The 12,871-nt window shown below is 63.3% G+C and carries 8 protein-coding genes and 3 pseudogenes; 3 read left to right on the top strand and 8 right to left on the bottom strand.

The genetic code is table 11. The annotated features are described in order from the left end of the window. Positions 1–181: 181 nt before the first annotated feature. On the top strand, positions 182–616 hold the full coding sequence (locus NKH23_RS12950) for a hypothetical protein (protein WP_353034766.1): 435 nt from the start codon (positions 182–184) through the stop codon (positions 614–616). 626 nt (positions 617–1,242) lie between these two features. Here NKH23_RS12950 and NKH23_RS12945 read toward each other — a convergent pair. Together NKH23_RS12945 and NKH23_RS12940 are read right to left on the bottom strand one after the other, a co-directional pair. Then, positions 1,243–1,638, bottom strand: a complete 396-nt coding sequence (locus NKH23_RS12945; RefSeq protein ID WP_352453596.1) for an FMN-binding negative transcriptional regulator — start codon at positions 1,636–1,638, stop codon at positions 1,243–1,245. 89 nt (positions 1,639–1,727) lie between these two features. After that, positions 1,728–2,610 (bottom strand): annotated as a pseudogene (locus NKH23_RS12940) (class I tRNA ligase family protein); the annotation flags it as partial. 442 nt (positions 2,611–3,052) lie between these two features. On the opposite strand from NKH23_RS12940, the gene NKH23_RS12935 reads away from it, so the two are divergent. Both NKH23_RS12935 and NKH23_RS12930 read left to right on the top strand, forming a co-directional pair. Next, positions 3,053–4,699 (top strand): MFS transporter, encoded by a 1,647-nt coding sequence (locus NKH23_RS12935; protein WP_353034764.1) that lies wholly within the window; start codon positions 3,053–3,055, stop codon positions 4,697–4,699. A gap of 891 nt (positions 4,700–5,590) precedes the next feature. Continuing rightward, positions 5,591–5,787 (top strand): annotated as a pseudogene (locus NKH23_RS12930) (phage integrase N-terminal SAM-like domain-containing protein); the annotation flags it as partial. Between the two features lie 753 nt (positions 5,788–6,540). On the opposite strand, the gene rlxS reads toward NKH23_RS12930, so the two are convergent. From rlxS to NKH23_RS12900, 6 genes and pseudogenes are all read right to left on the bottom strand, one after another. Then, positions 6,541–8,511 carry a relaxase/mobilization nuclease RlxS gene (gene rlxS / locus NKH23_RS12925; RefSeq protein WP_353034762.1) on the bottom strand — a complete coding sequence of 657 codons (1,971 nt, stop codon included), beginning with the start codon at positions 8,509–8,511 and terminating at the stop codon, positions 6,541–6,543. 193 nt (positions 8,512–8,704) lie between these two features. Next, positions 8,705–9,370, bottom strand: coding sequence for a lytic transglycosylase domain-containing protein (locus tag NKH23_RS12920; protein WP_502912353.1), 666 nt, complete (start codon positions 9,368–9,370; stop codon positions 8,705–8,707). A gap of 8 nt (positions 9,371–9,378) precedes the next feature. Next, on the bottom strand, positions 9,379–9,927 hold the full coding sequence (gene lepB, locus NKH23_RS12915; RefSeq protein ID WP_352480250.1) for a signal peptidase I: 549 nt from the start codon (positions 9,925–9,927) through the stop codon (positions 9,379–9,381). Beyond that, positions 9,924–10,193 (bottom strand): helix-turn-helix transcriptional regulator, encoded by a 270-nt coding sequence (locus NKH23_RS12910; protein ID WP_352453595.1) that lies wholly within the window; start codon positions 10,191–10,193, stop codon positions 9,924–9,926. The genes lepB and NKH23_RS12910 overlap by 4 nt, the downstream gene beginning before the upstream one ends. Before the next feature lie 151 nt (positions 10,194–10,344). Continuing rightward, on the bottom strand, positions 10,345–10,668 hold the full coding sequence (locus tag NKH23_RS12905; protein WP_023672372.1) for a DUF736 domain-containing protein: 324 nt from the start codon (positions 10,666–10,668) through the stop codon (positions 10,345–10,347). Positions 10,669–12,436: 1,768 nt separating this feature from the next. After that, positions 12,437–12,856 (bottom strand): annotated as a pseudogene (locus NKH23_RS12900) (ParB/RepB/Spo0J family partition protein); the annotation flags it as partial. Between the last annotated feature and the right edge of the window lie 15 nt (positions 12,857–12,871).

Genomic DNA, 12,871 nt, shown 5'->3' with positions numbered 1-12,871 from the left:
CGTAGCGCCTCCGGAAGCGGCAGGTCTGCGCGCCGGCCTGCCGCCGACCGGGCTCTAGTTGCGGCGTCCCGCCGCTCCCCGAGCCGGCTTCGCCGTCTCGGCGTTCGGGTGACCCCTCACGCAGGGCCAGAGGGAGACGGCGGTCAGAGCGAGGGAGCCCTGGAGAGAAGGGAAAGTCATGATGTCGATGATATTCATAGGGGGTTCACGCGAGATATTTGAGCTGACGGAACCTGCCATCGCTCGGATCCGCCCAATCGTTGTTGCCGTGCACGGCGTGCTGATTGGCGACGCGTCTGGAGCCGATGCCGAGGCGCAGGGCCTGCTCGCGGGCGACGGCTACAAACATGTCGGGGTCTTCCATGCGGCCAAGGAACCCCGCAATGATCTGGGCGACTGGGCTGCCTACCGGGTCCCGTCTCCTGAAGGTGCTAGAGGATACTGGATCTACGCCGCCAAAGACCGGGAGATGGCGCGCGCCGATTTTGGGATGATAGTCTGGGACGGCGCATCACCCGGCACGGCCGTCAACGTGCTTCGGCTCGCCATGGCGAACAAGCCGAGGTCACCTACGATCTGGCCAGGGGCAGCATGGCGACTACGCACCATGTCGTAGACTGGTGCGCCATTGCTCCGCGATGCCGGTCCAGACATTCGGCGCGCCAAGCCGAAGCCCGCATGACGCGAGGCGAGCGCCTGGCGTTGCCGGGATGATGTACGCGCGGTCCCGGCGGGTCCAACGCGATAGGCTTGATCCGGCCCCGCGCCCCCAACTCCACTTGTATGAACGGCCGGGGCCGGCCCTTTTCGAAACCGGCTCACCGCCGCGTGGCGTTGTGCAGGATGATTGTCTTGACCCGTCTCGCATCTGAAGCGGGTGCAAGCCTGCCGCACATGCCGCTGCTTGGTCATGCGAGGCATCGCTACCGTGGGGCGTGGCGTTCGCCGATCTCCAAACCGCTGTGCCGCCATACCGAACACGCAAGGCGGTTTAACCGCCAGGCTGCTGTTCAAGGTATTAACGACGCAGGCGGCATGACCGGAGAGACTGGCGGGGTAAGCAGCTTCCATCGATCCGGCGGCATTGCGGATGTGGCTGGCGATGGCGGCCTGAGTTCTTGTCCATCTGCCGCATAGCGGGTGGTCAGATGCTGGTCGCGTTTCCGGCGAGCCGAAGCATTTGTCTCTCAAGGTCACCCGTTGGAAATCCAGCACCAGCGGCTTGTCGGGACAAGATAGTTGCTATTGGGATTTGGCCGCCGCAACCGCGAGCATCGCTTCTCCCATCCCATTGACGCCTCGGGCATTCAGCATTTCACCAGCGTTCTGAATGTCGCGCACCTCTTTGTTCTGGCTGAGTTTTGATTTACCAACCAGGCTGGTGATCTCGATTTCCAGGGCGACGATCGCCTTCACCATCGTGTCAATGAAGTCCTTCGGCGCGTCGCCCATCTTCCACGGGGCAGGCTGCGAGGCTTCATGCATGTGAGTGAGCTTCGCCACGTTACGGCGCACATAGCGCTCATCATCCCGGACAGTGATGCGTCCGTGGGCGTGGACGACGAGATAGTTCCACGTCGGCGCCTGGTTATGGAATTCATGCTTGCTTGGACCAGTTCGGCGAGATGTAAGCGTCAGACCGTCGAGCTCGTCCCGGACCGCATGGCGCTACGGCGCCACCTCCAGCCCGGCGAGACAGTCGTCATTGTCCGTGAGGGTGACCGCCCCTCTATGGTGAGAATATTGATCGCCGGCAACTTATGGCGCCTGCCGACCTCAAATTCGTTGAAGTCGTGCGCCGGCGTGATCTTGACCGCGCGGCTGCCTTTCTCCGGATCAGAATACTCGTCCGCCACCACCGCGATCCTGCGGCCGACGATCGGCAGAGGATGAGGTTCTTGCCGACAAGATGCCGGAAACGCTCGTCGTCGGGATGCACCGCCGACCGCCATATCGCCCAGCATCGTCTCCGGGCGGGTCGTCGCCACGGTGATGAAGGTTTTAGGATTTTCCGGATCCAAAACCTCGCCCTCGACGGGGTAGCGGAAATGCCAGAGATTGCCGTTGACCTCCTGCTGTTCGACCTCAAGGTCGGACTCGCGGTCAAGAGCTTCGGGTCCCAGTTGACAAGCGCTTGTCCTTGTAGATCAGGCCTTTCCTTGTAGAGCGTGACGAACACTTCGAGCACCGCCCTGGACAGGCCCTCGTCCATGGTGAAACGTTCTCGGCTCCAGTCGGCCGAGGCCCCAGCCGCTTCAACTGGTTGAAGATCGCGCCGCCGGATTCGGCTTTCCACTCCCAGACTTTCTCAATGAACTCGTCGCGCGTCAGGTCACGGCGGTGGATCTGCTTCTCCATAAGCTGGCGCTCGACCACCATCTGCGTGGCGATGCCGGCGTGATCCATGCCGGGCTGCCACAGCACGTTCTTGCCGCGCATGCGCTCGAAGCGCACCAGAATGTCCTGCAGCGTGTTGTTGAGCGCATGGCCCATGTGCAGCGAGCCAGTGACGTTCGGTGGCGGGATGACGATGGTAAAGGCTTCCGCGCCCTCCTCGGCGCCTGCGCCGACACGAAACGTCTTTTGAAGCGTATTATGTTTTTTGTGCATAGACCAACGAGTTGAACGGCGGCCCCATAAATCGCCGATGTGATAGGTCGGGCGAAGGCGTCCACCAGCTCGTACTTGTCAAGACGATGCCACCCTTGATCTTGCACCCGCCTCCGATACCAGCGATGCGCTGCGTCGTACGCTCATGCCTGTCAGGATGGGATGGGCGCTGCTAGCACCGTGGCAGTTTGACAACCCGGCCATCGGGGCGGTAGCACCGTCCAAGGCCAAGAGTCGCAGGGCAGACCGCACCCCATCGGGCTGCGCGACCCAGACCAGCTGACGCCCAACTGGCACACTCATCGCGCATCAGCACCGTGGATGCGACATCTACTTTGTTGCGAGCGCGATATCGGAACTTGGTTGTGACGCAGCTGTGCGTAAGCGCACCGCTGTCAGCAAGTGAGTGAGCGAAAGAACTACGTGGTGGAGGTGAGAAGTCATGCGGCGTCAAGATTCCCCGCCCTTTGCGGCAAACACACTGATCCCTCTTCAGAATCCGGTCTTTCGTTCGATCTGGACAGCCACGCAGATATCCAGCCTTGGCTGGCTGGTGCAGAGCGTGGCTATAAGCTGGCTTATGGCAACGATTTCAGCCTCCGATCTGATGGTTGCGCTCGTGCAGGCTGCATCGACACTGCCCGCCTTCTTCTTGTCGATCCTTGCTGGAGCGATTGCAGACAGCTTCAGCCGCCGCGGCGTGATGCTTGCCGGACATTGCCTGATCGCACTGGCATCCACGGCGCTGGCTCTCTCTGTTGGACTGGGCTTTGTCAGTCCATGGCTGATCTTGGGACTGAGTTTCTTGGCGGGATGCGGCTTTGCCTTGAATGATCCAGCCTGGCACGCCTCGGTCGGCGACATCCTGGAAAAGCGCGACATACCCGCTGCAGTGACGCTGATGTCGGTGGGGTACAACGTGGTTCGAAGCATAGGACCGGCGCTTGGCGGTGTAATTTTGGCTTTGCTGGGCCCCCTTACGGCTTTCGCCTTCGCTGCGCTGACCGACCTGGTCCCGTTGAGCGCTGTACTGCGCTCCAAGTGGCAAGTTCGCTCTTCGCCTCTTCCGCGCGAGCGGATGACGACGGCCATTCATGATGGCATGCGCTTCACGGCAATCTCCTCGGAGATCAGAGTGGCGATCGTGCGTGCAACCCTGTTCGGGCTGTCAAGCATCTCGATCCTTGCTCTGCTCCCCCTCCTGGTTCGCGACCAACTGGCGGGGGGGCCAATTGTTTACGGCGTCCTGTTGGCCGGCTTCGGCACAGGCGCCTTCATCGCGGGCATTGGCAATAGCTACTTGCGACGCATCACGTCCCAAAATCGATTGATCACGTTCGCGTCCGTTGCTTGCGCAACGTGTTGCCTTTTACTGGCTCTCACATCATCGGTGGCTGTAGCAGCGATCGCGCTTGCAATCGCTGGCGCAGGCTGGGTTGTCACCTGGACCGGAACCGACGTGTGTGTGCAGTTGGCAAGCCCAAGGTGGGTCGTTGGTCGCACCCTGTCGATCTATTACGCCCTGACCTACGGCGGCATGGCAGCGGGCAGCTGGATCTGGGGTGCTGTCGCGCAGAACTATTCCCTGACGTGGGCTTTGGAAGGTGCTGCAGCGGCGCTGTTGCTGGTTGCAGCTGTGGGAAAGCTATTGCCGGTCCGCCTATGGGAGGAATCGGATCAAGGGGCCTTCGACTTCAGGCCACCAGAACTGGCCCTCGATTTGAAGCCCAGGAGCGGCCCGATCGTGATCAAGGTGGAGTACTCGATACCCGAGGAGAATATCGAGGAATTTCTGAGCTGCATGCGCGAAAGGCGGCGCGTTCAGAGCCGTGCCGGTGCGCGGGACTGGACCCTCCAGCGCGATCTTCAGAACTCGACTCATTGGACCGAGACATTCCGCACGCCGACATGGACGGACTATCTTCGTCTAAACCATCGGCTAACGGTGACTGACAGGGAAGTAGGCGAGCGCCTTGCCGCTCTGCAGGTCGGTGATTCTCCTCCTCGTCTCTCACTTTCGATTGAGCGGTCGACAAGCCCCGCCCCCGGCAGCCAAGTCCAGCCTGTGCCCTTTGTATCGCGCCCGTAAGGAAACCAGTAACTTTTCTGGGTTCGGACACGGGAATGGCCGAGACCTACTCCTTCTTTCGTCGGGTCTGCCCGGATTGCCATACGTTGCAGCCGGTTAGGCGAGCATGAGGATTTGTGTGGCACGTATGTCCACCACGGGCCCATGTCCAGCCCCACCGCCTCTGCGGCCATCAGATCGGCTTGGGCACGGGTTCAGGTCGCCTGTCCCCCTGCATCGCGGCGAGCAGCGGGAGCAAGGGGGGCGGAAGGGTCTCCCCGGTCTGCAGGGAGCGCAGCGGGCAGACGGAGGAATCCGCCAGCGGCGGCTTGCTGGGAGAGGGCCGCGCGCCTCTTTCCCCTCCCTGACAAAACGTGCCGCCAAGCACGTTCACGTCGGCGCAGCCGTGCCGCAGAGGCGGCCGCAACAAAGAAGGCCTACAAGGCGGAAGCATCGAAATGTTCGCCAGCGGGACCAATTCAGTTCGGTGCTGGAGAAAGCGATTCAACAGGGCGGCCATGGGAGCGCCAGCATAGCGCCGCTGTCAGGCGCGATGCGGACCGACAGCCCCGGCGAAGGGCGCTGATTGATCGACCGAAATTGGATCGGGTCATAATCCATGAATTTTTCACGATGCTTCAGCACGCGCGTGGATTTGTGCATTTAACTGCAGCGTCCAGGTGGTCCGGTGGAAGCGCGCCCGGGGCATCTTGGAACTTATTTGATGCAGCCATCCAGGACTGCTGCATTGCCACAGCAATGGTCACAACCTGCTAGGATCCGGACCCATAAAGGGATTGAACGAAGCCGCTGACGCGTCATTTGGTGCGTGGGTTTGCGGATGACGCTTCTGTTTTGAAGGATTGCGGCTGTTGAAGCGCAATCTTGAGAACAGGAGTTTGAGAGTTTGAGATGGCCGAGTTGAGCCCTCTTCGCCGACGCATGATCGAGGACATGACGATCCGCAATCTGTCGCCGGCCACCCAGCGATCCTACGTGCACGCGGTGGCCAAGTTTTCGCGATATTCGACCGCTCGCCGGACCGGCTCGGCCTGGAGGACGTTCGCGCCTCCCAGGTGCATCTGGTCTCTACCGGAATCTCGTGCCCTCCCAGGCGCTGCGCCAGTAAAGCGTCGGCGAGCCAGCATCCGACGGTGCGTTCGAAGCGATCTCATTCGGCGGCCATGATCGCGCCGGTCACCATGCCGCAGCGGAAAGCTGCCGAGCTCGTCTGGTCAGGTCGCTGACCGCCTCGTCGTCGCGGGCGACGATCGAAATCTTCCCCACCGCAGCGAGGTTTCTCCCGTTAGAAGATCCTCAGCGGGATGGGCTGCCAGTTCACGCCCGGTCAACAGCATCCGGCCCGCGGGGTCGACCTTGTCTCCCGGTCGTGTGAGCAGAAGAACATCGCGAAGTGCGGCTTCATCCTCGACGCCGCGAGCCTGCTTCGCCGTACCACGGCCGCCGAAAGCCCTAGGCGCTGTCACCAGGCGCCAGCCCACCTCTCTAGCTGGCGGACCATCTCATCGAGCGCGCCGATGGCTGCACCGTCAGTGATTGCAATGTCCTCAATGCGCCGCAACTGTTTGGGTCGGGGGCAGCCCTGTGCAACCAGGCCGGCACCGCCGCGTCGGCGCGGCTTCCGTGGCACCGGGAAGAGTGCCGTGGTGGCGCAGGAGGGTTTTGGCTCAGAATCATGGAACACGATGAATCATCGCGGCGCATTTTGTAGAGCGAACGATAAGTCTTGCACGACCAGCCATTTATCCCTCGCGAGATCAATGCCGCGGGCAATTAGCAGGCGAACTCCGTCCGGACTGAGTACCTGTTTCAACGCGGGCAAAAGAAGTTGTGTAGCCATGTCACGAAATGCTTGGTCCGCTTCTCTGCCGGCCGATGGTCCATGAAATCCCCTCTGCACGCACGACGCCGGAAACCTCCTTGCCGATATGATGCTCAAGCACCGGCCGCCATGGCACCAGCGTGAACTCGCGCGATTTCTCGATGACAGCGTATTTTCCGCCGGCGAGCTCGACGGAGCGGCGGAGCGTGCCTTCTATTCGATCTCCACTCTGGGCTTCAGAATAGGGCAGACCGAGTTCGTTCGACAACTGGCCGGCCACGCGGTTCAACTCGCGTTGGCGCAGCATCGAAAGCACGTTGGCGCGATAGACGATCCGGTCCTGCTCTTCCCGAGCAAGACCTTGCGCAATCAGCCACTGCCGTCGGCGGCCTTGCGCCTCTCGGACATCGCGGCCGAAACCAGAGCTGTGCAAGGCCTCCGGTATGTCGGAAACCAGCTCTCGATCGAGCCAGGTGGCGCCGTCGAAGCTGACTTGTTGTTCCAGCGGCGTCGATGAGAGCTTGTCAACCGTGACAGGCTCGGCCCCGGCCCGCTGACGCTCGTAGTCAGACACACGGTCGAGATGATCCGGTGCGACGATCCAGGTGCCGTCCGGCTCGCGCTCGACACGACCGGTCGCCCGGCGGATCGCCTCCAGTCGCCGCGCGTGCGTTTCGGCAAAGCGTTCGGTGGCCGACGGGTCATGCTTGAGATGGATATCGATGCTGTAGCGCCCGTCATGGGCCGTGGCGATCTCGGCAATTGTGCGGTCGACTTGCCTTGGCCCGGTGTCCCTCGGCGTGACCCGCACTATGCAGCCCTCTGGCGTCGGTTGGGTGGCCTCGCCTTTGCCGATATCAACATAGTGGCTTTTGCCGTCCACGCCGTCGACGACGAGGTAATGGCGGTCAGTGATTTCGTCGGCCAGGCCGCGCGCAATGATGCGGCCGACGACAGGCTGCATCTGCTCTGCAGATCGATCATGGACAACATAGTCGGCGGCACTGCGGGCGAGCCCCTTGCCGGTCAGTTCGCGGTGCATGGTCTTGATGATGTCGCCCCGCTCGCCGATGCGGCGCAGCGTCGCTTCAAGCTCGCCATCAAGGCGCCAGCGGCCCGAGCCGACTTCCTCAGCCAGACCCATCCGCTCGAGCTTGCGCAGGCGGCCCTGGTGCAGCGTCTGGCGAAACGTGTCTCGGCTGGCCGGTGAGACATGCCCCTCATGGTCGCGCATGCGGAGCAGCTGCCGATCGATGTTGGTGAAGCGTTCCCGCTCCATTTCCTGGCGCAGGCGTTGCTCGATCTCGCGGTCCGTTCTCGGGCCAAGGTCGAGGCTGACCAGCTCCGCCGCCCGTTCACGGATTCCAGACGAGATGTAGTCCCGCGCGATGACGAGGTTTTCGTCGCGGTCGTCCTTGCCGCGGACGATAATATGGGTATGCGGATGACCAGTGTTGAAATGATCGACGGCCACCCAGTCGAGTCTAGTGCCGAGGTCTTCTTCCATCTGCGCCATGAGGCGCCGCGTGAGCGGCTTCAAGTCATCATACTCGATGCCGTCTTCAGGGGCGACGATGAAGCGGAACTGATGCCGGTCGCCATCGGCACGATCGATGAAGGCCTTGCCATCAACGCGGTCGCTGTCGGCGCTATAGAGCTCGCCAGGCTCGCCTTCGCGGGTGACGCCGTCGCGCTGGAGGTAGCGAAGGTGTGCACGTGCCCCGTCAACACCCTTGCCGGCCAGCTTGACGATACGCGCCTTGACGACGGCGCGCCGCTGCCGAAACGCCGCGTGGGGGTCGCGCGCTCTGAGAACGGCGGCAGCAGCCCCGCCGCGCCCCGCCCGGCTTCCGATGAAGCGGCCACGGCGACCGCTGCCGCCGCCGGCTCGGTTGATCGCGGCGCGGATCTGGCCGGCGAAACGCTTGCCTGCCTTCGAGCCGCGCGATCCGATTTTGCCCAGGCTCGGCTTGAACTCTTCATCCTGCATTGAGCCTCCTAGTAATCTTAAGCAATATCAGAGGTTTGTCGGCAGCAGCTCTCCTGACGCTGAAGGCAGCCTCCGTGGAAAACGATGTGCAGACAAAGACTTCGCCGCCTCCAGGAGGCGATGCCTTTATCTTGCCTTCCGCGGACCTGCCTCCCTGCCTCCCTGCCCCGCCCGACCCACGGTACCCCTGCCCTCACCTGCGATCCGGCCGGCCTGACCTTGCTCGCTCCGATCCGAGCGGCACCACGATTTGGCCATTCGGATCGGTCACGGAAACACCGTTTCGCAGGAAAAACAGCGACTGCCCGGACGGGATTTCCGGCGCTTTTCCGGAACGGGATTTGCCGGTGAACGCGTCCATGTCAGCGGCGGAGATCCCCGCAGCCTTGAGCTCTTCCAGATACGAAACCGTCTCGCTGGGCAGCGGTCGCCCACGCTGCAAATGCTGTTCGTAGCGGTCCGGCCCAGCGTTATAGGCGGCAAACAGGCCGGGAAAGCCGAAGCGGTCATACATGGCGCGCAGATAGGCAGTGCCTGCCAGAATGTTGTCGCGAGGGTCGTGCGGACTGGCTCCCAGGCCAAGCTCTGCGCGCATCTCCTTGTAGGTGCCGGGCATCACCTGCATGAGGCCAATGGCGCCGGCGTGTGAGGCGATCGGCCGTCCATTCAGCCTTGTCTGCCCCCGGCTTTCGGCATCCATGACGGCATAAATCCAGGGCTGTGGAATGCTGAAACGCCGGCTCGCTTCGGCTACCAAGGGCTGCCATCTTGCCAGCTGCGGACCACGGGAGATGGCGGCCGGCTGAGCGTCGGTCGCGGCGGAACAGGCGCATGGCGCTATCGCGACTATGCCCAGCATCAGGAGGGTTACTCGGTCCATAGCGGCACGAGCCTCCCGGCAATATTTTCGGCCGGCACCGGCCCGAAATAGCGGCTGTCGAAGGAGCGGTTTCTATCGTTGCCGAGCAGGAAAAACTCGTCGGCGGCGAGCTTGCGGCAGGCATTCCACCAAGGCAGCGGACGGTGCTGCGTGTCGGTTGCCAGCCGGCGCGCGACAATCTCGCCGCCGATGATGATGGCGTCGCCGAAGGCGCAGACATGCTCGCCAGGCAGCGCGGCAAGGCGCTTGACCAGCGGCACGTTGCTGGGCAGATAGAAGCGTTCGGCGGCGAGATCGGCGACCGGTTTTGGCGGGCGGACGAGCACCAGATCGCCACGAGCCGGCGATCCGGACGCGACGCGATAGAGGCCGACCGGCGCACTGGCCGAGGCGTTCCAGACCAGCCAGGGCGATGGGTTGTCGAAAGCGGCGAAGCCGATCAGGCTGAGGCCTATTGTGGCCACGGCGATCGTCTTGCGCGCCCGAATGCGCCGCAGATGGCTGCCGATCAGACGGATAGTGGGACGCCGGCTCATGAGCGGCCTCCCTCACCGGCCGAGCCGGAATTGTGCCCGCCATCCTCGGGCCTGGTCTCCTGCGCGCGTCCCTTCGACCAGTCGTCGAGCTCGTCGATGTGATAGCGGACATAGCGGCCGTGCTTGCGAAATTGCGGGCCGCCGCCTTTGAGCCGCATCTTCTCCAGCGTGCGCTGGGACAGCCCGATATAGAAGGCGGCCTGCGCGGTGTTGAGAAACGGACTGCCCTTCTTGGCGCGGGCCGCGCGTTCGTTTTCGTCGTCCATGATGATCCTCGTTTCGTTACGGAGAAGCGAAGGCGAGGATCGGCGAGCGAGATCGTTTTGGGGACGGGCGAAGAGTGGGGGGCGAGTTTTCGCCGCCCCTTCTTGAGAAGAGCCCCGCGCCGGTTGCGGCGCGGGGCTCGAGGCTGGCGGTTCAGTCGACGGGGTTCCAGATGATGGCGTATGTGTCGTCGTCATCCTGGCCGGCGGCGCGGCCGAGATTGGCGTAGAGCTTGCGCGGGCCGAACTCCGGGGCGGCAATCGACAGGCTCACATAGTCCTTGCCGGAGGTCTCGCCGGTGCGGATCCAGCCGGCCCCTACTTCGACCCCTTGCGTCAGCACCCGGAAGTCGGGATGGGTGTCGGCGCTCTTTGCCTGATTGGGCACGATGTCGATGTCGGCGCGCACGCTGAGCGTCTTGAGCTGGCCCTTGTAGCCGCCGTTTTCCTGTTTGGTGACGTATCCGATCGCGGTCATTTTCAGTCTCCTTTTGGTGCTCGCCGGGGACCATTCCCCTGCGATGGCGGACCGTGATGGGCGCGTCCGGACCGCCGGAACCGGGACGGCCGCAGCGATAGCGGAGGACCCGAGCGGACAGCTTTTTTGAAGCGAAGCGGCGCGAGGAAGCCGCCGCAGGCGGCGGGGAAAAAAGCTGCTGGCGAGGGTTTCGGGCGGGCCGGATCCGCCCATAGGTCGTCAAGCCAGCCGCAGGGGAATGGTTCCTGAGACACATGGAGACAGGTGGCGCGATCGGTGGCACAAGAGCGGGCGGCAATGCAGGGCGCCGGCTGCGGGGGCTCTGTCGGCAACCGGATCGGTAATTGGCCCATGCGCGGAGCGCCTCGGCAAGCAACCCGGCGCGGTGCAGGGCTGCCGAAACGGGGGCGAGTTGGCGTCGGGATTTCTCGCGCGCGGCACTGGCTCGCGCGACCCGGAGCGGCGCGCGCGACCTGAGCGGCGGTAATCGAGAGAACCGCCGCTCGGGCCCTGATCGATTATTCGCGGACGAACAGCGGCTGTACCTGTGTCCACTGATCGGCGGTGCGGAAGCCGCCGCGGCTGGTGTAGCTTTCGGCCGGGAATTCATCCAGCGCGGCAGCCAGGTCTCGACCCTGAGGCGGCCATTCTCGCCCGCCAGGAAGTCGCGGATGATCTTCTTTTGCGCCTTGACCTTCTGGGCGACATTGCCATCCGCGACCAGCTTGCCGCCGACCTCGGCCAGCATCGAATTGGCGATTTCCTTGTCGCGCAAGAGGTCGAAGAACGCATCGTCCGGTTCCCACCATGCGCCCATATCCACGTTCAGATGATTGCCAAGTGCCTCGATGACAGCGCTGCCGGCTGCAAGCGTCTCGGCCATGACAAGGGTGAGAACGCGCATGACATCGTCGTCGCAGAGCGCCAAGAGGCGCGCGAACACGCCGGCGATAGCAAAGGCGTCGCCATTGCCGCCGGCCACCACTCCATCCTCATCCGGTGATCCGACCAGGGCCAACACCTCGCGCCGCTTTTTGCCGAATGCAGCTTCAGCCTTGCAGCCGGCAAGGCTGGCAGTCACCGTCTCGTTGACTGCGCGCTGTGGCTCGGGGCGCACCTGCCACAGGCCGGAACCGGTGATGGCGTGCGCCACCACGAGGCGCAGCGCCACGGCGGGATGGTCGAGCATGGCCGCACGCACGGCAGCATGGCGATGCAGATCGACATAGTTCTGCATCGGGCCGGTGAGTTCGGGGCGCGGCGGCTCGGCGGCTGTTTCTTCTTGCTCGCCGCCCTCGCGGGCGCGGCGGACTTGCTTGTGTGACAGCCAGCCCTCGTGACACTCGACCTCGCCGCGATACGTGACCGCGATGAAGACCTTGCCGCCCTTCTTCTTCGGGGTCTTCTCGTGGTCCCATGCGTGGAAATACTGGCCCGGCTCCAGCAGCACCACCTCGCTCCAGCCGTCGTTGAGATAGGTGTCGCGTCTGGCGGCAATCGCTTCGTTCTGCTTTTGCCAGAACAGGTCGGCATCGGCGAAATAGCTGTCCTCGCCGAACAGGTCCGAGGTGATCAGGCCGGGATATTCGTCGATGGCAAACAGCGCCACCTTGGTGGAAATCGACTGGCCGCCGAACAGCCATTGCTTCAATTGAAAGCCACGCGGCGCGTATTGATCGGGATCGGCACAGAGTGCCAGCCAGTCCTTCTGCTGCGCCTTGGACGCCATGGTGAGATGGCGCACCGTCTCGGCGTCGATCTCCTCGCGGCGATAGGCTTCGCGGATTTTGGGCAAGAGGTCGCCAAGCGCCAGAATGCGTTTGACCTTGAGGTCAGTGATGCCGAAGGTCGCAGCGATGTCGGGAACGGTGCGGCCTTGCCTGGCGAGCCGCGAAAACGTCTCCCATTGCGATACTTCGTCAGGATCGAGGCGGGCGAGGTTTTCGATCAGCGAAGCTTCCAGCGCATCGGCGTCATCACCGTCCTCCATGATGGCGCAGGGCAAGGGATCGCCTTCGCCGCGCTCGTCGGCAAGCGATTTCGCGGCGAAGTAGCGCCGCCTGCCGGCGACGATCTCGAAGGTTTCCGGCTGGCCGTTCGGCCGCACAAGGAGAGGCACCAGCACGCCGCGCGCACGCACGGAGGGCAGGATGTCGGATATGTCGGGCGCGCGTTTTCCATGGCGCATGTTGAGCGCGCAAAT

It is taken from the genome of Mesorhizobium sp. M1328 (assembly GCF_040318075.1).
In the GTDB taxonomy this organism is placed as follows: Bacteria; Pseudomonadota; Alphaproteobacteria; order Rhizobiales; family Rhizobiaceae; genus Mesorhizobium.
The sequence above is the reverse complement of the archived record's forward strand: the minus strand, read 5'-3'. Positions and strand labels throughout refer to the sequence as shown.